At 67.0% G+C, this 18,711-nt stretch carries 17 protein-coding genes and 1 rRNA gene; 4 read left to right on the top strand and 14 right to left on the bottom strand.

The features are described from left to right. Positions 1 to 651, bottom strand: a 16S ribosomal RNA gene (locus A9975_RS28210); the annotation flags it as partial. Positions 652 to 1,227: 576 nt separating this feature from the next. Here A9975_RS28210 and A9975_RS28205 point away from each other — a divergent pair. After that, positions 1,228 to 1,632 carry a ProQ/FinO family protein gene (locus A9975_RS28205; RefSeq protein ID WP_174426743.1) on the top strand — a complete coding sequence of 135 codons (405 nt, stop codon included), beginning with the start codon at positions 1,228 to 1,230 and terminating at the stop codon, positions 1,630 to 1,632. Positions 1,633 to 1,687: 55 nt separating this feature from the next. Here the strand turns inward: A9975_RS28205 and A9975_RS28200 are convergent, their stop codons facing one another. Then, positions 1,688 to 2,602, bottom strand: a complete 915-nt coding sequence (locus tag A9975_RS28200; RefSeq protein ID WP_183035615.1) for a LysR substrate-binding domain-containing protein — start codon at positions 2,600 to 2,602, stop codon at positions 1,688 to 1,690. Positions 2,603 to 2,745: 143 nt separating this feature from the next. Here A9975_RS28200 and A9975_RS28195 point away from each other — a divergent pair, with 143 nt between their 5' ends. Both A9975_RS28195 and A9975_RS28190 read left to right on the top strand, forming a co-directional pair. Next, entirely contained in the window at positions 2,746 to 3,438 is a 693-nt protein-coding gene (locus tag A9975_RS28195) for a 3-oxoacid CoA-transferase subunit A (protein WP_370565669.1), read from the top strand. Then, on the top strand, positions 3,435 to 4,070 hold the full coding sequence (locus A9975_RS28190) for a 3-oxoacid CoA-transferase subunit B (RefSeq protein WP_183035614.1): 636 nt from the start codon (positions 3,435 to 3,437) through the stop codon (positions 4,068 to 4,070). The genes A9975_RS28195 and A9975_RS28190 overlap by 4 nt, the downstream gene beginning before the upstream one ends. Before the next feature lie 21 nt (positions 4,071 to 4,091). On the opposite strand, the gene A9975_RS28185 is transcribed toward A9975_RS28190, so the two are convergent. The 5 genes from A9975_RS28185 to A9975_RS28165 all read right to left on the bottom strand — a co-directional run bounded on the left by A9975_RS28185 (position 4,092) and on the right by A9975_RS28165 (position 9,117). After that, complete coding sequence (locus A9975_RS28185) at positions 4,092 to 4,973, bottom strand: alpha/beta fold hydrolase (RefSeq protein WP_183035613.1); 882 nt, start codon at positions 4,971 to 4,973, stop codon at positions 4,092 to 4,094. Positions 4,974 to 5,141: 168 nt separating this feature from the next. Continuing rightward, positions 5,142 to 6,173, bottom strand: coding sequence for an isocitrate/isopropylmalate dehydrogenase family protein (locus A9975_RS28180; protein ID WP_174426748.1), 1,032 nt, complete (start codon positions 6,171 to 6,173; stop codon positions 5,142 to 5,144). 151 nt (positions 6,174 to 6,324) lie between these two features. Continuing rightward, positions 6,325 to 6,888: an FMN reductase gene (gene msuE, locus A9975_RS28175; protein ID WP_183035612.1), complete on the bottom strand. Its 564-nt coding sequence runs from the start codon at positions 6,886 to 6,888 to the stop codon at positions 6,325 to 6,327. 165 nt (positions 6,889 to 7,053) lie between these two features. Further along, positions 7,054 to 7,911 (bottom strand): D-amino acid aminotransferase, encoded by an 858-nt coding sequence (locus A9975_RS28170; RefSeq protein WP_183035611.1) that lies wholly within the window; start codon positions 7,909 to 7,911, stop codon positions 7,054 to 7,056. 177 nt (positions 7,912 to 8,088) lie between these two features. Then, positions 8,089 to 9,117, bottom strand: a complete 1,029-nt coding sequence (locus A9975_RS28165; protein ID WP_183035610.1) for an SDR family oxidoreductase — start codon at positions 9,115 to 9,117, stop codon at positions 8,089 to 8,091. A gap of 107 nt (positions 9,118 to 9,224) precedes the next feature. Here A9975_RS28165 and A9975_RS28160 point away from each other — a divergent pair, with 107 nt between their 5' ends. Further along, positions 9,225 to 9,920, top strand: coding sequence for a TetR/AcrR family transcriptional regulator (locus A9975_RS28160; protein WP_183035609.1), 696 nt, complete (start codon positions 9,225 to 9,227; stop codon positions 9,918 to 9,920). A 41-nt stretch (positions 9,921 to 9,961) separates the two neighbouring features. Here the strand turns inward: A9975_RS28160 and A9975_RS28155 are convergent, their stop codons facing one another. The 7 genes from A9975_RS28155 to A9975_RS28125 form a co-directional block, all read right to left on the bottom strand. Beyond that, on the bottom strand, positions 9,962 to 11,224 hold the full coding sequence (locus A9975_RS28155) for a TolC family protein (RefSeq protein WP_183035608.1): 1,263 nt from the start codon (positions 11,222 to 11,224) through the stop codon (positions 9,962 to 9,964). A 32-nt stretch (positions 11,225 to 11,256) separates the two neighbouring features. Beyond that, complete coding sequence (locus tag A9975_RS28150; protein ID WP_183035607.1) at positions 11,257 to 14,382, bottom strand: efflux RND transporter permease subunit; 3,126 nt, start codon at positions 14,380 to 14,382, stop codon at positions 11,257 to 11,259. Continuing rightward, complete coding sequence (locus A9975_RS28145) at positions 14,382 to 15,455, bottom strand: efflux RND transporter periplasmic adaptor subunit (RefSeq protein WP_183035606.1); 1,074 nt, start codon at positions 15,453 to 15,455, stop codon at positions 14,382 to 14,384. Before A9975_RS28145 ends, A9975_RS28150 begins: the two co-directional genes overlap by 1 nt. Before the next feature lie 95 nt (positions 15,456 to 15,550). Continuing rightward, positions 15,551 to 15,808, bottom strand: coding sequence for a hypothetical protein (locus A9975_RS38290; RefSeq protein WP_255503658.1), 258 nt, complete (start codon positions 15,806 to 15,808; stop codon positions 15,551 to 15,553). 259 nt (positions 15,809 to 16,067) lie between these two features. After that, positions 16,068 to 16,907, bottom strand: coding sequence for an ABC transporter permease (locus tag A9975_RS28135; protein ID WP_183035604.1), 840 nt, complete (start codon positions 16,905 to 16,907; stop codon positions 16,068 to 16,070). Positions 16,908 to 16,911: 4 nt separating this feature from the next. Next, positions 16,912 to 17,685, bottom strand: coding sequence for an ABC transporter ATP-binding protein (locus A9975_RS28130; RefSeq protein ID WP_174426758.1), 774 nt, complete (start codon positions 17,683 to 17,685; stop codon positions 16,912 to 16,914). A 14-nt stretch (positions 17,686 to 17,699) separates the two neighbouring features. Next, positions 17,700 to 18,704 carry an ABC transporter substrate-binding protein gene (locus tag A9975_RS28125; RefSeq protein WP_255503657.1) on the bottom strand — a complete coding sequence of 335 codons (1,005 nt, stop codon included), beginning with the start codon at positions 18,702 to 18,704 and terminating at the stop codon, positions 17,700 to 17,702. Positions 18,705 to 18,711: the final 7 nt, after the last annotated feature.

The following is an 18,711-nucleotide window of genomic DNA, read 5'->3' as shown; positions in this document are numbered from 1 at the left end:
ACTCTAGCCTTGCAGTCACAAGCGCCATTCCCAAGTTGAGCTCGGGGATTTCACGCCTGTCTTACAAAACCGCCTGCGCACGCTTTACGCCCAGTAATTCCGATTAACGCTCGCACCCTACGTATTACCGCGGCTGCTGGCACGTAGTTAGCCGGTGCTTATTCTTCCGGTACCGTCATCCCCCCGCCGTATTAGGGCAAGGGATTTCTTTCCGGACAAAAGTGCTTTACAACCCGAAGGCCTTCTTCACACACGCGGCATTGCTGGATCAGGGTTGCCCCCATTGTCCAAAATTCCCCACTGCTGCCTCCCGTAGGAGTCTGGGCCGTGTCTCAGTCCCAGTGTGGCTGATCGTCCTCTCAGACCAGCTACTGATCGTCGCCTTGGTGGGCCTTTACCCCACCAACTAGCTAATCAGACATCGGCCGCTCCTATCGCGCGAGGCCTTACGGTCCCCCGCTTTCACCCTCAGGTCGTATGCGGTATTAGCTAATCTTTCGACTAGTTATCCCCCACGACAGGGCACGTTCCGATGTATTACTCACCCGTTCGCCACTCGCCACCAGGATTGCTCCCGTGCTGCCGTTCGACTTGCATGTGTAAGGCATGCCGCCAGCGTTCAATCTGAGCCAGGATCAAACTCTTCAGTTTAATACCTGTGTGATCCTTGCGGATCTCGCTCTTTCGAGCGGTCGCTCACTCTCAGAAAACTGACTGGTTACGTCCGCGATTTGCACCCCGGACATAACCAACATGTTTTACTGTGCGAGCACTTTATAACTTGTAAGCTAAAAGACCGAAGTCTTCCGCATCCGCTATCAAGCGCCCACACTTATCGGTTGTTTGTTTGTTAAAGAACTTGCCACGGTTCGCTTTGCTTACCGCGTCGCTGCGTTTGCTGCAGCGGAGAAACGAGACTATAAAGAATTATCTGCGTTTCATCAATACTTTTTTAATCTTTTCTTGCTCAGGCTGGATTCGCTACGCGCTCTTCTCACCTGTCCTGCCATCCCCCGCAACCTTCACCCGCCTGCCTTGCAGCTGCGTGTTGTACTGCGGAAGGGGGCGAATACTAAGCTGTCGGCACGGTGCTGGCAAGTCTTTTCTGGAAAATTTAGCCGACACGAAAAAAGCGCCTTATGACGCACAATTGAGCATCAAACCTCGGGGCTGACCGGCTTCCGCTAAAATTCGCCTTCACTCCTCACCTCTTCACAACAGAACACTATGGGATTCGAACAACTTGCTGCGCTGAAAGCGCAGCTGGCGCAACAGGCCAAACCCAAGCCGGCGGCCAAGCCCACACGCGCCCGCCCGTCCGCGCAAGCGGCCCAGTCGAAACCGGTGGATCCTGTTGTACGGAACATCGGGCGGCTTCAAAAGCGCTTCCCCCTCGCCTTCCCTAAGAACCCCGCGCCGAAGAGAGCGTTGAAGGTCGGCATCTTTGACGATCTGCTTGGCTACGCTAGCGAACTGGGCTTGCAAGAGGCGGAGTTGCGCGAAGCCATCAAGACCTGGTGCCGTGGGACCCGTTACAAGGCATGCCTCACGGAAGGCGCTGCGCGAGTCGACCTCAACGGCGCCGATGCGGGCTCTGTCACGCAAGCGGAAGCAACGCGCTTCAAGAAATAAGCGGCGGCGGCGCGGCAGATACGGACGGGCATAAGGCTACGGCTTACCGCACGATTTACTCTGGCGGCCGCCCTGCCCCCTTTGCCTCGCGGCAGCGCTCGATCAGCCTCAGCACCGTGGGCGAGCGTTCGTTCTTGCGATGGACCACGGCCAGTTGCGACGCCACGTCGTTGCGGGCCAGCGGCTTGAATACCACGTCTGGCGGCGCGAACGCGCGCATCGAGGCGGGGATCAGCGCCACACCAAACCCGGCCGCCACCATGCTGATGATGGTGGCCATCTGGGTCGACAAAGCCTCCACGCGCGGCTGGAAGCCGGCATTGCCACAGATGGCGAGCGTGATGGCGTAGAAGCCGGTACCGTGCTCGGTATGCGTGCAGATAAAGGTCTCGTCGCGCAGCATGGCTACGTCGACACGAGCGCGGCCAGCCGCCGCATGGGTGGCGTGCAAGGCCGCCACGACGGCTTCGGACGCGATGCCGAACAAGGCCAGCCCTTCCGGCAGGGACCGCAACGGTGGCCGGATAAAGCCGATATCGAGCTCGCCACGTGCCACTGCTTCGAGCTGGGCCGGCATGTCCATCTCCCGCATGGCAAGCCGCACGGCCGGATGATCCTGGCGAAAACGATAGACAAGCCGTGGCAATAATCCTGACAACGCGGCCGACGCCACATACCCGATGGCAGCGCCGCCGACATCACCCCGGCTGGCGCTGGCCGTGACCAGCCCCGCATGCTGGACCTGGCGCAGCACACCCATCGCTTCCTCGTAAAAAACCGCACCCACATCGGTCAGCGCAATCCGGCGCTTGCTGCGCGAGAGCAGCGGCGCGCCCGCCTCTTGCTCGATCCACCTGAACTGCTGGCTCAGCGCCGGCTGCGATATGCCCAGGCGCTCCGCCGCGCGGCCAAAGTGCAGTTCCTCGGCCAGCGCGGCAAAGTATCGGTAGTGTCGGAGTTCGAGGTTCATCGCGATGGCCCGCTTTCAATATAAGCGCAGCTTATCAACAATTAAGCTTTGCGCACTTGAACCTATCGATGCCTGCGCCGCATGATGCACGACTTGGCGGCGAAGACGCCGCGGCACGCATCGGGAGCAAGTCGGGCATGGGATTGGTCAACAAACGGGTAGCAAGCTGTGCGCAGGCCGTCGCCGACCTGCGCGACGGCGCCACCGTGATGGTGGGCGGCTTCGGCAGCGCGGGCCTGCCCGACGGCCTGATCGCAGCGGTGCTGGCGCATGGCGCGCGGGATCTCACGGTGATCTCCAACAACGCCGGCTACGACGGCGAAGGCGTGGCGCGCCTGATCGAAGCCGGGCGCATGCGCAAACTGGTCTGCTCCTACCCGCTGACGGCGGGCGCCACGGCGTTCCGCGACGCTTACCGGCGCGGCGAGGTCGAACTGGAACTGGTGGCGCAGGGTACGCTGGTAGAGCGCATTCGTTGCGCCGGAGCCGGGCTGGGCGGGTTCTACTGCCCCATCACTGCCGGGACCATCCTTGCCCAAGGCAAGGACACGCGGGAGATCAACGGTGTGCTGCACGTGCTGGAGCTGCCGCTGCATGCGGACTTTGCGCTGATTCGCGGACGTCATGCGGATCGCCTTGGCAACCTGGACTATCACCTGGCAGGCCGCAACTTCAACCCTATCATGGCCACGGCCGCGCGCGTGGTGGTGGCGGAGGTGGAGGCGATGGTCGAGGCCGGCGCGATGAACCCCGAACATATCGTGACGCCCGGCATCTTTGTCCACCGCGTCGTCACCGCTAACGCCAGCCAACAGCAAGCCGGGAGCCAGCCATGAAGCGATGGAACAGGGAACAGATCGCCCGGCGCGCGGCGCAGGACATCCGGCCGGGTGCCTACGTCAACCTGGGCATCGGCCTGCCGACGCTGGTCGGCGACATGATCCCGTGGGAGCGCGAGGTCTTCCTGCATAGCGAGAACGGTATCCTGCATCTCGGGCCACGCCCGCCGCTGGGCCAGGAGAACCCGGACCTGATCAATGCCAGCAAGCAGCCGGTGACGCTGCAGCCTGGCGCGGCCATCTTCGATTCCGCGCTGAGCTTCGCGATGATGCGCGGCGGCCATTTGGACCTCGCGATCCTTGGCGCCTACGAAGTGGCGGAGAACGGAGACCTGGCCAACTGGAGCCGCGGCGACCCGAACACGCCGCCCGCTGTGGGCGGCGCCATGGAGCTGGCCTTCGGCGCGCGCGAAGTCTGGGTGCTGATGGAACACACCACGCGTGACGCTCGCCCGCGCCTGTTGCACCGCTGCACGCTGCCATTGACGGCAAGCGGCGTGGTTAGCCGCATCTATACCGACCTGGCGGTGATGCGCGTGACGCCCGACGGCTTGCTGGTGGAGGCCATGGCCGAGGGCATGACCCTCGGCGAGTTGCAGGCGCTGACCGAGGCGCGGCTGCTAGCCTAGCGCCATGGGCGAATCAGCAATTCAGCGGCTGGACACCACCCGCTCGATCCACGCGATGAACACCGCGACCACTTCCTCGCGGTTGGTCTCGTTCAACGTCTCATGCCGCGCCCCGCCGAACACGTGGGATGACACGTCGGCCTGCCCTGCCGCGCGGTAGCGGCTGACCAGAGGCTCGAACCATGCCAGGTGATTGTTGACCGGATCGGAATCGCCGGTGAACAGGTACATCGGCAACGCGGGACGGATGCGGCGCAGCGTCTCCGGCTCGGCCAGGCGCGCGCATTCGGTGAACATCGAGGCGCGCGAAGCCGGCGTCACGGTGAACCCGCACAACGGATCGGCGATATACGCATCCACCTGGGCCGGGTCACGGCTGAGCCAGTCGAATGGCGTGCGGCTATCCGGCACCCCGGCATTCATGTCTTCCAGCTTGAATCCCGCCTGCGCCGCTGCCAGCATCAGGTCCACCGCGGTGGTGCCTGACAGCGATACGCCGTCGAGCAGCGCGCTGTGCTCAACCAGGTAGCACTGCGCCGCGAACGAGCCCATGCTGTGGCCAAACAGGATCAGCGGCACCCCGGGATGCTGCGCGCGTGCGTGCCGGCTGAGCACGGCCATATCGTCCGCCAGCGCGGCGAAGCCACGCGGGCCGAAGTCGCCAAGCTTGTCCTGCGCGGCTGCATCGGCGCCGTGTCCGCGATGCTCGCTGGCGTAGACCACATAGCCCGCGCGCACCAGAGCGTCGGCCAGGTGCCGGTAACGCCGCGCGTGCTCGCCCATGCCATGCGCGATCTGGACCACGGCACGCGGCGTGGCGCCACCCTGCCAGCGGTGGACCTCGATCTTGTGATCGTCATTCGAATCGAGACGAAAGTGGACGTAGGGTTCCGATGTCTGCATGCCAAGCCCTCGGTTAACGCCGGCCGTGTCGGGAGTGACGGTTGCGGCGCAGACATGGTACGCAAGTGGGCGCGTTCAGGCTATCGGGGTTGCTCCGCCCTGCCGCCGCGGGGCATGGCAGCGGTAGCAGTACGCTGCCCGGCACAGGCCGGGACGCTCGCCGCGCGGTTACCCCAGCCGCTTGATCACCGCCTCGGCAAACTGCAAGGTCGAGGCCGAGCCCTTGAGGTCGCCGGTTTTCACCTGATCCTGGTTGAGCGCCAGGTCGATCGCCTGGCGCAGCCGCACCGCCAGGTCCTGGCGGCCCACATGCTCGAGCATCAGGCCGGCGGCCAACATCAGCGAGATCGGGTTGGCGATGCCCTTGCCGGCGATGTCCGGCGCGGAGCCGTGCACGGCTTCGAAGATGGCTGCCGTCTCGCCGATATTGGCGCCCGGCGCCATGCCCAGCCCGCCGACAAGGCCAGCGATCTGATCGGACAGGATGTCGCCGAACAGGTTGGTACAGAGCAACATGTCGAACTGCCAGGGATTGAGCACGAGCTGCATGGCGCAGGCATCGACGATGCGATCGTCCATCTCCACGCGGCCCACATAGTCCTGCGCCACCTCGCGCGCGGCCTCCAGGAAAATGCCGGTCAGCGCCTTCAGGATATTGGCCTTGTGCACCACGGTGATCTTCTTGCGCTGGTTCTTGACCGCATACTCGAACGCAAAACGGGCGATGCGCCGGCAGGCGTCGCGCGTATTGGTGCCGGTGGACACGGCCACCGCGTGCGGGTCATCGCCCACGGCGATGTAGTAGTCGTGCGCGACATAGAAGCCGCCCACGTTCTCGCGCACCAGCACCAGGTCGATATCCTCGAAGCGGCCCGGCACCAGCGTGCGGGCGGGCCGTACGTTGGCAAAGAGGTTGAAGGCTTCGCGCAGCCGCACATTGACAGAGCGGAAGCCCCCGCCCACCGGCGTGGTCAGCGGGCCCTTGAGCGCCAGGCCTGTGCGGCGGATGCTTTCGAGGGTGGCCTCCGGCAGCGGATCGCCGCCCTGGTCGATGCCCGCCATGCCAGCCTGCTGCACATCCCAGGAAAACGGCGCGCCCAGCGCGTCCAGCACCTTGACGGTAGCTTGCACCACTTCCGGGCCGATGCCGTCGCCCGGGATCAGGGTGGCGGGGATCTGATTGCGTGCTGGTTGTTCCATATGCGATTCCTCTCGACAGATTGAATGTCCGCGTTCGCAGAGCATGCAACGCGGGCGCATTTCTGTCTAGCGCGGAACATGTCAGCCCAGCGGGATCGCGCTGCCGGAAAGGAATCTTGTGGAACGAGCTATAGCCTGGGGCCGCTTGTCGTCACGCGGCGCGCTGCAGCGGTAGCCGGCTCGCGCCGAACAGCGGCGCCGCGCGGTCCGCTGCCAGCCGGATGCGCTCCGCCAGCGCCGGGCTGCTGACCTGGTAGTTCTGGAAGTCCCCCGGGCTGCCATACACGCCGATCGGCAGCGTCAGCGCCTGCAGGAAGCCGAACAGCGGCCGTAGCTGATGCTCCAGCACCAGCGCATGCCGGTCGCTGCCGCCGGTGGCCGCCAGCAGCACCGGCTTGTCGATCAGCGCGTCCTGCCCGACCAGGTCGAAGAGATGCTTGAAATGGCCGGGATAAGAGCCGCGGTAGACGGGCGCCGCCACCACCAGCAGATCGGCGGACTCGATCGCGGCGATCTCGCTTTCGATCTGCGCGGGCAGTTCGGCGCGCGACAGCGCCGCGCCTAGCGGGCGGGCGATATCGCCCAGGTTGACGATCCGGGTCTGCAACAGCAGACTGCCCGCCAGTTCATCAAGCAACGCCTGCACCAGCGCCAGCGTGCGCGAAGGCTGCTGCGCGCTGCCGTTGACGGCAACCACGTTCAGCGGTCTAGCCATGGGGGAACCTCCTTTGGATGGAAGGCCGCCCTCGCCATGTTCCACGGCGGCCGCTTGCAAGTTCCTCACCTTAGCGCAGCCGCGCTGTCCGCCGAACGACGAATTTCAACTATGCATAAACGGTCGGCCGCCATAGCACGCGTGGCGAAATTGCCAGTCCCTCGATCACGCCGGGCTGCGCGCCGCCTTGGCTTCCTGATACGCGGCGTACAACTTCTTGAACACCGGACCGGGCACGCCGTTGCCGATGGTCTTGCCGTCGATGGTGGCCACCGGCAGGATCTCCTTGCTGGCCGAGGTCAGCAACACCTCATCCGCGCCCATCACCTCGTCCTGCGAAATGCGGCGCGCTTCCAGCGAGATATCCAGCGCCGCGCACAGCTCCTCCATCCAGCCGTAGCGGATCCCTTCCAGGATCAGGTTGTCCTTCGGCGGCGCCGAGACCCGGCCCTTGCTGACCACCCAGACGTTGGACGCGGAGGCCTCGGTCAGCATCCCGTCGCGGAACTGGATGGTTTCGGTGGCATCGTTCTCCACCGCGTGCTGCGCCGCCAGCACATTGCCCAGCAGCGAGGTGGATTTCACCTGGCAGTGCAGCCAGCGTTTGTCCTGCGCTGTCACGCAGGCCACGCCCTTCTCGCGCATGGCCGCCGAGGGCAGCGACATCGGGTTGGTCATGATGAGCACCGTCGGCGTCACCGTCTTGGGGAAGGCATGGGTGCGCCGCGCCACGCCGCGCGTGACCTGGATGTACACCATCTGGTCGGCGAGGCCGTTGGCCTGCACCACGCGGTCGATCAGCGCCATCCACTGCGCGTCGGTGTGCGGGTTGGGGATGCCGATGGTGTCCAGGCTGCGCGCCAGCCGCGCCAGGTGCTGCTGCAGGCGGAACGGCTTGCCGGCATAGATGGGGACCACTTCATACACGCCATCGCCAAAGATAAAGCCGCGATCCAGCACGGGGACGCGGGCTTCGGACAAAGGCGTGAGCTCGCCGTTGAGATAGACGATTTCTTCGTTCATGGTGGGTAGGGTGAGGCTGGCGGGCGCCGGGGCCTGGGTTGCAGTACGGGTGCGCACTGGATGAATGCATGCATTCTTCCACAAGGCGCGGGGGCGGCCTATGCAAAATCGGCATGACCTTGGCCCGCTCCGCCAACCGGCCCCGCCGCCATGGCGTTCAGCTTGCGCCCCCGGCCCTCACGCCGAGGCCGGCAGCCATCCGTGCGCCCGATACCAGGCAATGACATCGCGAACCGTGTGATCCACGGGCCGGAAGCCCAGGCCTAGCTCGCCCTCGCTTTTGGCATGGCTAAAGCGGGTCCGGTCCGCTTCCTTCACCATCAGCCGCACGGTTGCCAGGCTGAGCAGGATCGGCTTGCCGGTGATCCGGGCGTAGATTTCCTGCACGCAGGCCAGCGCAAACAACAACGGCACGGGCAGCGCGCGCTTGGGCGTTGCCACCCCCGCGGTGTGTCCGATCAGCGGGATCAGCTCGCGCATGGTCATATGCCGGCCCGCCGCGAGATAGCGCTCGCCACGCCGCCCGCGCAGCGCCGCAGCGATATGCGCCTGCGCGACATCGCGGGCGTCGACCACGGAAAAGCTCCCTGGCACCAGGCCCGGCAATCGGCGCATTGCCGTATCGAGCGCGACTTGTCCGGCTGACGTCGGCCCGATATCGCCCGGCCCCCACATCCAGCCGGGCAGCACGAACGTGGCATGCATCTCGGGGGCATTCTCGAGGAAAGCCAGGACGGCGCGATCGCCCAGGATCTTGCTGCGATAGTAGTCATCGGCGTCGGCAGGTTCGCGCACGTGCGTTTCATCGATCACCGAACCCGGCGCGCCGTTGAGCACGGCGATGGACGAGGTCTGCACGAAGCGGCGCACGCCTGCCGCGTAGGCTTGCGCGATCAGGGCGGCCGTGCCGTCGACATTGATGCGCTTGAGCGTTTCCCAGTGACTCCCACCCTTGTAGTTGTCGCGGAAGAATGCGGCGGTATGGAACACCACATCGCAGCCGCGCATGGCCGGGGCGAACGCCTTGACATCGGCCATGTCGCCAACCACGAACTCCACACCCGCGAGATCGCCGAATTGCTGCCTGGCCTTCTCCGCCGAGCGTACCAGCGCCTTGACCGCGACACCGCGGCCCTGCAGTTCGCGGACAAGATTGTTGCCGAGCAGACCGGTGGCACCGGTCACGAAAGCGGTTTGCAAGTTCATGGACAGGCCTTTATCTCGAAGGTCATTTGAAATTCAGATATCAATTGATATCCGTTATGATAGCAGGTGAAATCCCAAATGCAATCGATACGGCAATCCCTCTCGCCATGCCCAATGCCACGCCAACGAAGCCACCCACCCCGCGCAAGCGCCTGAGCCGCGAGCAAAGCCAGGCGCAGACCCGCGAGCGCCTGCTTGAGGCCGCGCGCAGCTTGTTTATGCAGCGCGGCTTCGGCGGCACGTCGATCCGGGATATCGCGGAGGAAGCGGGGTATTCGCAGGGGGCGTTCTATTCGAACTTCCCGGACAAGGAAGCGCTGTTGCTAGATCTGCTGCGCGGCCATATGGAGGCCGAGGCAAAGCAGCTGGCAGCGGTGTTCGACACGGCGGAGCACACCGGCGCAGAGGTGCTCGCGGCCCTGGATGCCTGGGCCGCGGCGCTCCATGCGGATGCCGACTGGGCCATGCTATCGATCGAGCTGCAGATGCACGCCAATCGCAGCCCGTCGTTTGCCAGCGTTTACCGTGCGGTCTGCGAGACGCATCGCGGCGAACTCGGCGGCCTGATCGAACGCCTGTTCCGCCATCTGGGCCGCGTGCCGCCAGCCCAGCCGGAAGAGCTGGCCGCAGGATTCATGGCGCTCACCCATGGCCTCGCTCTGCAACGGGGCACGACGAGCGCCGACCCGACCGGCCGGATGCTGATGCTGTTCCTGCGCGGCCTGCTGGCGAGCGCGCAGGTGGCTGGCGAGGCAGCCGATGCCGCGCATCCGGTCAAACGGGCCGGCCGCGCAAGCCGGTAGCCCGCTGCCCCGGGGCGCACCGCACCCGGGCAGCCACTGGCTCAATCGTCGAAATCCCACATCCGGTGCAGGTCCAGCCGCAACCGGCTGTCGGCCTCCAGCGCATCGACCAGAGCCACGCGTTCGGCCAGGGTGGTATCGGCCAAGGCACGCCGGACCATCAGCAGTTCGCTCAGGCCGGTTTCCCCCGCCTTGTAGGCCCGGCCGGTGCGTGCCGCGGCGCTGCGCTGCAGCGCGAGCGCTTCGGCCTGCGCCACGGCAGCGGCGCGCTTGCCTTCCAGGCCGCGGTACAGCACCTCGAACTCGGCGCCGATCCTGCGCTCCACCGCCACCCGGCTACGGGCGGCAGCCTGCGCGTCGGCCGCTGCCGCCACCGCCGCCGAACGCCGGTGCGCGGAGCCAAGCGGCATGCTGATGCTCACGCCGGCAATCCGCTCCGCGCCGCCACGCTCCACCGTGAAGAACACGCCCACGGTCGGGTCCGGCTTGCGCTCCAGGTCGGTGCGCCGGGCCTGCCGCAGGGCTTGCATCTCCTGCGACTGGGCAAGGCGAAACTCGTGGCTGTCCTCCACGTAGCGGCTGCGCAGCGCATCGGCGGGGTCATCCGGCAACGCCTGCAGGCGCACATCCGCAGGCAGGCCGCCGGGCACGCCCAGGCCCGGGAAGCGCGCCCGCAACTCGGCCGCCGCCGCCGCTTCCGCCGCGCGCGCGCTGGCCAGCGCGGCAGCGGTGCGGGCGCGCTCGGCCAGCAAAAGCTCATGGTCCATGGGCGCCGCATCGCCGGCCTGCACCCGGCGTGCGGTCACGGCCGCCAGCTCGCCCGCCAGGCTGTCGTTGCCCTGCGCCGCCAGCCGCACCTGTTGCGCGCGCAGCGCCCCGAACCACAGCGACAGGATCTGCCGCGAGACTTCGTGGCGCGCATCCATCACGGCGAGCTGGCCTGACTGCGCCGTGGCATCGGCCAGCTCGCCATCGGCGTCGGCCTTGCCCCAAAGCCGCAGCGGGCGCTCCAGCGCCAGTTGCCCTTCGGCGAACCGGTCGGTGGGTTCGCGCACCTGGCGGCGCTGCCCGATGGCCCGCACCACGGCCTCGGCGGTGCCGGCACGGATACCGTCCGCCCGGGCCAGCACCGCATCGCGGCGGGCCTCGGCCATCTGCACGTCCGGCGACTGGCCAACGGCGTCGCGCACGGCGGACTCAAGCGGCAGCACGCCGGCCTGGGCCGGCATGGCTGCTTGCGCCCACACGGCACCCGGCATCCCGGCGGCCGCGATCATGACAGCCGCGGCTGCCATCTTGCTCATTGCGCCTCTCATCGCGCTTCTCATTGCGCTTCTCATTGCGCCTCTCCTTGTGCCATGCGGCCTTGCTTGTCCTCGCGCGACCGCGCCACGCCAAAGCGCTCGAATAACAGCGGCAGCAGCAGCAAGGTCAGTGCGGTGGAGCTGACCAGGCCGCCCGAGACGACGATGGCCAGCGGGCGCTGGATCTCAGAGCCGGGCCCGGTGGCGAGCAGTAGAGGAATCATCCCCAGCGCCGTGATGCAAGCGGTCATCAGGACCGGCCGCAAGCGGTCGCGCACGCCGGTGCGCACCGCCTCGGCCATTGGCCGCCCCTCCTCCAGCAAGGTATTGAAATGCGAAACCAGCACCACGCCGTTGAGCACGGCAATGCCCAGCAGCGCGATAAAGCCCACCGAGGCCGGCACCGACAGGTACTCGCCCGCCACCCGCAGCGCGGCGATGCCGCCCACCAGCGCGAACGGAATATTGGCGATGACGAGCGCCGCCTGGCGGATCGAGCGGAAGGTCAGCATCAGCAGCAGGAAAATCGCGCCCAGCGCCAGCGGCACCACCAGCGCAAGGCGCGCGGCGGCGCGCTGCTGGTTTTCGAACTGGCCGCCCCAGGCCACGCGCAATCCCTTGGGCAGTCCGGACAGGCCCGCCACGGCCGTTTGTGCCTCCTGCACGAAGCCGGTCAGGTCGCGTCCCTCCACACTGACCTGAATCACTGCAAAGCGCCCGCCGTCTTCGTGGTTGATGCGCACCGGACCTTCCACGCGCCGCACCTGCGCCAGGGAGGTGAGCGGCCAGGACGTGCCGTCCGGCGCCGTCACCTGCAAGCTGGTGAAGGTCTCCGGCGTCTGCCGCAGGCTATCGCTGCCACGCAGGATCAGCGGCGTGCGCACGGTGCCCTCTGGCACGATGCCGATCCGGTCGCCCTCCACCTGCGCGCGCAGCAACGCTTGCAACGCATCGCCGGAGAGCCCCGCGCGGCCGACGGCGGCGCGGTCCAGCGCAAGCGTGAGGTACTGCACGCCCTCGTTGCTGGGCGCGATCACTTCGGCCGCGCCGGGGATCTTGCGCACGCGCGCGGCGATGGCCTGCGCCGCCGTGTCGATGGCGCCCAGATCAGAGCCGAACACTTTGATGGCCACGTCGCCGCGCGTGCCGGTCAGCATCTCCGAGACGCGCATCTCGATAGGCTGCGTGAAGCCATACACCACGCCCGGGAAACGCTCCATGACGCGGCGGATGGCGATGGCGATGTCCTCCTTGCTGCCGCGCCACTGGTCCTTTGGCTGCAGCACGAGGAAGGTGTCAGTCTCGTTCAGCCCCATCGGATCGAGGCCGAGATCGTCCGAGCCGGAGCGCGCCACGATCGAGCGGATCTCCGGCACCTCGGCCAGCAGTGCCTGCTGCACCCGCAGGTCCAGGTCCACCGAGGTGGCCAGCGAGACCGACGGCGCCTTCTGCAACTGCACGATCATGTCGCCCTCGTCCATGGTGGGCATGAAGGTCTTGCCCACCGACAGGTAGAGCACCACCGCAACAGCCAGCGCCACGCCCGCCGAGGCAAAGACCGCGCGCGGATGCCGCCCGCTCCAGTCCTGCAGCCGGGCAAAGCCGCGTGCCACCTTGCGCATCAGGTACGGCGTCTCGTCCGCATGCGCGCGCAGCAGCAGCGAAGCCAGCGCCGGCACCACGGTGAACGCGATCGCCACCGACGACGCCAGCGCCAGCACGATGGTCAGCGCCACCGGGCCAAACAGCTTGCCCTCCAGGCCTTGCAGCGACAGCAGCGGCAGGAACACGATCGCGATGATCGACACCCCGGCCAGCATCGGCACCGCCACGCTGGCCACGGCATGGCGGATCACCGCGCCGCGCAGCGATGGGTCGGACTTGCGTCCGTGCGCCTTCGCCAAGGCGGATTCGATGTTCTCCACCACCACCACCGCCGCGTCCACCAGCATGCCCAGCGCAATCGCCAGGCCGCCCAGGCTCATCAGGTTGGCGGTCAGCCCCACGTAGCGCATCAGCAGGAAGGTCGCCAGCATCGACAGCGGCAGGGTTGCCGCCACCACCAGCGCCGCGCGCAGGCCGCCGAGAAACAGGTACAGCGTCACCACCACCAGCAGGCTGGCCTCGATCAGGGCCCGCACCACGGTATTGGCGGCACGCGTGACCAGTTCACCCCGGTTGTAGAACACGTGCGTGGACATGCCCTTGGGCAGCTGCGGCGCCAGCGCATCCAGCCTGGCCTGCACGTCCGCGACCAGTTGGCGAGCATCGGCGCCGCGCAAGGCCAGCACCAGCCCCTGCACCGCTTCGCCGCGCCCGTCCTTGCTGACCGCGCCGTTGCGCGTGGCCACGCCGAGCCTGACGGTGGCCACATCGCCCACCGTCACCAGCGGCATGCCGTTGCGCCCGCCTGGCGCGGCAACGGCCACCTGGCGCAAGTCTTCCACGCCGCGCACGCCGCCTTCCACGCGCACCACCCAGTTCTCGTCGCCCTGCTCCACCCGGCCCGCGCCGTCGTTGCGGTTGTTGGCGTCAAGCGCCTGGCGTAGTTGCTCCAACGTAACGGCGCGGGCGCGCAGCCGCGCCGGGTCGGGGATGACCTCGTAGCTGCGCACCTCGCCGCCCAGCGCGTTGACATCCGCCACGCCGGGCACCGTGCGCAAGGCCGGGCGCAGCACCCAGTCCAGCACGCGGCGGCGCTCGGCCAGCGAGAAGGCATCGCCCTCCACCGTGAACATGAACATCTCGCCCAGCGGCGTGGTGATCGGCGCCAGCCCGCCGATGGCGTTGGCCGGCAGGTCGCGCAACAGGCCGGCGAGCCGCTCGGACACCTGCTGGCGGGCCCAGTAGCTGTCCACGCCTTCCTCGAAATCGACCGTCACGTCGCTGATGCCGTACTTGGACACCGAGCGGACGATGGTCTTGTGCGGAATGCCCAGCAGCTCCTGCTCGATCGGCGTGGAGACGCGCTGCTCGACTTCCTCCGGCGTCATGCCGGGGATCTTCAGGATGACCTTGACCTGGGTGGGCGAGATGTCCGGAAAGGCATCGATGGGCAACTTCAAGTAAGCCCACGCTCCGGCCACAGCCAGCACGCAGGCGGCAATCAGCACCAGCGCCCGCTGGCGCAGGGAGAATTCAATCAGGCCGGCAAGCATCACTGGCCTCCCGCGAGCATGCCCTTGAGCGCGCCCACGCCGGCCACCGCCACGCGCGTGCCGGCGGGCAGCGGGCCGCGCACGGTCGCGGCGGCATCGTCCACGGCTTCGACCACCACGGTCTGGTAACGCACGCCGGTCTTGGTCGCCACGAACACGCCCGGCGTGCCGCGCCAATACGTCAGCGCCATGGCCGGCATCCGCACGCGGCCCGCGCCGCTGGCGTCGGGTGTGCTACGCAAGTGCACGATCACATTCACGCTCTCGCCAGCCTGCAGGCTACCGCGCTTGTCCAGCACCGCGCGCACGCGCACGGCGGCGGTGCCATCGCTTGCCGGCACGACGCCGGCCACCGTGCCGGTGGCGCCGCGCTGGCGCACTTCCACACGTTCGCCGCCGGTGGGAGCCGGCACATCGCGGCCGACCAGCAGATCAAGCTCCAGCGCGGTGGGGTCCACGATGCGGAACAACGGCGCGGCGCCTTCCACGCGCGTGCCAGGCACGGTGTTGACCTCGGCAATCAGTCCGGCACGGCCGGCCACCAGCTGCGGCTCACCCGAGCCGGCCGCGAATACGATGCCCGCGGCAGCCATCTCGGCCTCGCGGGCGCGCACCATCGCCGCGCCTTCGGCCGCGCGTGCCTGCGTAGCTTGCCAGCGGCTGCCCGGGATGATGCCGTCATCGTGCAAGCCACGGTCCCGCGCCAGCGCCAGGCGGGCCAGGTTGGCCTGCGAGCGCGCTTCCGACAGCGCACGCCCGGCCTCGAACAGTTGCGGGCTGGCAAAGGTGGCCAGCGGCTGGCCGGAGCGCACCGCCTGGCCGATCGACACCAGCACGCGCGAGACCATGCCGGCATAAGGCGCGGCAACCACGTACTGCGCATCGGGCTTGAGCACCACGCGAGCGCTGGCGCCGGTCTCCAGTTGCGCGGCAGCGGCGACCGGATCAAACCGCACGCCGAGCGCGCGGGCCTGGGCATCGGACAGCGTCAGTACCTGCGCGCGGGCCATGCCAATGGGAAACAGCGTCGACGCGACCAGCGCGCCAACGAAAACAACTCGACGGGAAAACATGCCTGACTCCAAAGCAGGATGGAAGCGCCCGGCACGCCGTGATCAGCCTCGATCAGGCGCGCGAGCGTGCACCGCCGGCGTGGCCGGCAGGGGAATCAGCAAGCGAGGGGAGGGGCGTGCGCGGGGGGTGGCCTGCTGTCGCCGCCACGCCAGCGGGGCGGCGTGCGCTCGCGCCACGCCAGGCGCCGGAACACCGGCAGCGGCGGCGCGGCAAACAGCAGGAACGCGAAGACCAGGCCGATCAGCACATCGGCGGCCTGCACGTGAAGGGAAAAGGCAATGGGCCCGATGGCGGTCTGCACATCGACCTCAAGCGGCTCGACCGCGATCAGCGCGGCGGAACCCGCAGGCAAGGCGGATGAAGGGGATGAAGCGGAAGGAGAATAAGAATTAACCGCACCATGGAGCGCCGTGTGCACATGCAGGCCATGGAGCTTCGGGGTTCCGAGATGGCCGTGCAGAAGCGGGGTGAGGAGCTGCATTGCAAACAGCAACAGCAGCAGGCCTGCCCGGCAGAAGGAGGGGCGGTCTGCGCGAAACATGGCGCGATTGTAGCCGAGTTTGAGGCGGCGGCGCAGCTTGTGAACGGACCATCCGCGCTGCCCGCCCCCCTCAGCGTTTGGCTTGCACCAGTTGCGTCAACCGCTCCGTACCCGGCGCGGGCGCATGGCTTTGCCCCGGCCTGCCGCGCTGCGACGCGTGCCACGGCAGCATCCGCTCCTCGGCCCACTCCAGCGCCTTGAAGAGGATCACGCCCAGCGCGCACAGCAAGGCCAGCGCTACGAACACGGTCGGCGTGTCGAAACTGCCTTGCGCCACCAGGATGACGTGGCCAAGCCCGGTCTCGCCCGCCACGAACTCGCCGACGATCGTGCCCACCAGCGCGAACGACACGCCCACCTTCATCCCCGCGAAGATGCTGGGCAGGGCGTTGGGAAAGCGGATCTTCCACAGCACCTTGCTGCGCGACGCCTGGTTGGCGCGCGCCATGTTGAGCATTTCCGGGTCGATGGATTTGAGGCCGAGCACCGTGTCGATCAAGATCGGGAAGATGGCGATCAGCATGGCAATGGCGATCTTGGGCGCGGAACCGGTACCCAGCCAGATCACGAACAGCGGCGCCAGCGCCACCTTGGGCACGGCGTTGAGCGCCACCATCAGGGAGTAGAGCGTGCGATCCAGGAAACGGGAGTACACGATGCCGATGGCCGAGCCCACGCCCAGCACCACGGCGAGAACAAAGCCCGCCAGCGTGGTCTGCAGCGTGTCCAGGCTCTGCATCAGCAGGAAGCCCGGCTGCGCCAGGAACTCGGTAAAGATCTTGCTGGGCGGCGGCAGCAGGAACTCGCGCACGCCAAAGGCCCGCACCGCGCCCTCCCAGATCAACAACAGCACCACGATGGTCAGGATGGCCAGCCGGCTGTTCTCGGAACGCTTCCATAGCAACTTCATCACATCATCCCCTGTAGATGCCAAGCTCACGGAAAATCTGGCGGATCTGCGACACGTAGCCGGCAAAGGCCTCCGTCTCCCGCACCGCCAGGCCGCGTGGCCGTTCCAGCTCGATCGGAATCACCGCGGCGATGCCGCCCGGGTTGCGCGACATCACCACCACGCGGTCGCTCAGGTACACGGCCTCGGAGATCGAATGCGTGATGAACAGCACGGTCTTGCCGGTAGCCAGCCAGGTGCGCTGCAGCTCCTCGTTGAGATCGTCACGCGTGAAAGGATCGAGCGCACCGAAGGGCTCGTCCATCAGCAGGAGTTGCGGGTCCACCAGCAGCGCGCGGCAGATCGAGGCGCGCTGGCGCATGCCGCCGGACAGTTCCCACGGATAGCGGTGCGCGAACGCGCCAAGGCCGAACAGGTTGAGCACGGAACGCGCGCGCTCCTCGAAGTCCGCGCGATCCAGGTCGTGGAACTCGGCGGCAATCAGCACGTTGTCCAGGATGGTGCGCCAGTCCAGCAGCAGGTCGCGCTGGAACACCACGCCCATGTTGGCCGGCGGGCCCACGATGGGGTCGCCCTGCAGCGCCAGGTGGCCGCTGGAAATGGGCTCCAGCCCGGCCACGCATTTGAGCAGCGTGCTTTTGCCGCAGCCACTGGGGCCGACGATGCTGACGAATTCTCCTTGCTCGATATCGAGGCTGACGTCCTTCAACGCGTACAGCGGTTCGCGCTGGGAATGGTAGACCTTGTTGAGTTGCCCGATCTGCAGGAATGCCGACATGTGCGTCTCCCGGCCTAGTTCGCCAGCATGGCGTTGGTGTAGTAGTCGGCCGGCTTGCGCCCGGGCTTGATCATGCCAGCCTGCTCCATCGACTGGATGGCGGCCGCCCAGTCGGCATCGCTCTGCTTGCCGATCGGCAGGCTCTTTTGCGTGGGACTGTCGAAGAACGTACGGTAAGCCTGGATCTGCGCCAGCAGGATCTGCGGGTCGAGCTTGGCGTTGGGGCGCTGCGCCAGGATGGCAGCCACGCCTTCATCGGCGTGGCCCGCGTAGATGTACTCCCACGCGCGCACCTGCACCTGGGCGAACTTCTTCAGCGCGGCACCCTTCTCGGCCAGCCGCTGCGGCGTGGCCACCAGCCCGTAGCTGGGGAAATTGATGCCGCTGTCGGACAGCAGCAGCGCCTTGGCGGGGCGTACCTTGGACACCATCGGCTGGCCGAACGGCGCTTGCGACAGGAAGCCGTCGCTGTTGCCCGATGCGTAAGTGGAGATCATGGCTGCGGGCGACACCATCACGATGGTGGCCTTGCCCTTGGCGATCTTGTTGGCTTTGAAGTAGGGATCGATAAACGGCGCCCACGGACTGGTGGTGAAGCACACCAGCTTCTTGCCGACCAGGTCCTGCACGGATTTGACGCCCAGCTTTTCATCGACCATCACCGCCAGGTCGCCCTTGCGGGCGAAGCCGGCGATGGACATCAGGTCCAGCCCGTTCTCCTTGGCCACGGCCATGGTGCCAAGCTGCACCTGGCCCACATCGGCCTGGCCGGCGGCGAGCAGTTGCAGGGTGTTGATGGTGCCGGTGCCGTCCTGCACTTCCACGTCGAGCCCGGCCTCCTGGAACCAGCCCTTCTGCTTGGCCAGGTGCATGGCGGCATGCATGCCCCATGGCGAGTAGTCCATCCGCACCAGCAGCTTCTGGGCGGGCGCCTGCGCTGAGGCCACGCCGGCGAACAGCATCCACGTTGTCGCGGCGGCACAGGCGCGCCAGGCCAGTTTCATGACAGAAAAACGCATCTCGATT

It is taken from the genome of Cupriavidus sp. UME77 (assembly GCF_014170355.1).
Classification (GTDB): Bacteria; Pseudomonadota; Gammaproteobacteria; order Burkholderiales; family Burkholderiaceae; genus Cupriavidus; species Cupriavidus basilensis.
Note: the sequence above shows the minus strand (reverse complement) of the source record. Positions and strands in the feature narration are given on the sequence as shown.

What these genes read in the sequence shown, in the direction of transcription:
- A9975_RS28205 (WP_174426743.1), top strand. Translation starts at nt 1,228, where the DNA reads ATGGGATTCGAACAACTTGCTGCGCTGAAAGCGCAGCTGGCGCAACAG.
- A9975_RS28200 (WP_183035615.1), bottom strand. Translation starts at nt 2,602, where the DNA reads ATGAACCTCGAACTCCGACACTACCGATACTTTGCCGCGCTGGCCGAG.
- A9975_RS28190 (WP_183035614.1), top strand. Translation starts at nt 3,435, where the DNA reads ATGAAGCGATGGAACAGGGAACAGATCGCCCGGCGCGCGGCGCAGGAC.
- A9975_RS28185 (WP_183035613.1), bottom strand. Translation starts at nt 4,973, where the DNA reads ATGCAGACATCGGAACCCTACGTCCACTTTCGTCTCGATTCGAATGAC.
- A9975_RS28180 (WP_174426748.1), bottom strand. Translation starts at nt 6,173, where the DNA reads ATGGAACAACCAGCACGCAATCAGATCCCCGCCACCCTGATCCCGGGC.
- msuE (WP_183035612.1), bottom strand. Translation starts at nt 6,888, where the DNA reads ATGGCTAGACCGCTGAACGTGGTTGCCGTCAACGGCAGCGCGCAGCAG.
- A9975_RS28170 (WP_183035611.1), bottom strand. Translation starts at nt 7,911, where the DNA reads ATGAACGAAGAAATCGTCTATCTCAACGGCGAGCTCACGCCTTTGTCC.
- A9975_RS28165 (WP_183035610.1), bottom strand. Translation starts at nt 9,117, where the DNA reads ATGAACTTGCAAACCGCTTTCGTGACCGGTGCCACCGGTCTGCTCGGC.
- A9975_RS28160 (WP_183035609.1), top strand. Translation starts at nt 9,225, where the DNA reads ATGCCCAATGCCACGCCAACGAAGCCACCCACCCCGCGCAAGCGCCTG.
- A9975_RS28155 (WP_183035608.1), bottom strand. Translation starts at nt 11,224, where the DNA reads ATGAGCAAGATGGCAGCCGCGGCTGTCATGATCGCGGCCGCCGGGATG.
- A9975_RS28150 (WP_183035607.1), bottom strand. Translation starts at nt 14,382, where the DNA reads ATGCTTGCCGGCCTGATTGAATTCTCCCTGCGCCAGCGGGCGCTGGTG.
- A9975_RS28145 (WP_183035606.1), bottom strand. Translation starts at nt 15,455, where the DNA reads ATGTTTTCCCGTCGAGTTGTTTTCGTTGGCGCGCTGGTCGCGTCGACG.
- A9975_RS28135 (WP_183035604.1), bottom strand. Translation starts at nt 16,907, where the DNA reads ATGAAGTTGCTATGGAAGCGTTCCGAGAACAGCCGGCTGGCCATCCTG.
- A9975_RS28130 (WP_174426758.1), bottom strand. Translation starts at nt 17,685, where the DNA reads ATGTCGGCATTCCTGCAGATCGGGCAACTCAACAAGGTCTACCATTCC.
- A9975_RS28125 (WP_255503657.1), bottom strand. Translation starts at nt 18,704, where the DNA reads ATGCGTTTTTCTGTCATGAAACTGGCCTGGCGCGCCTGTGCCGCCGCG.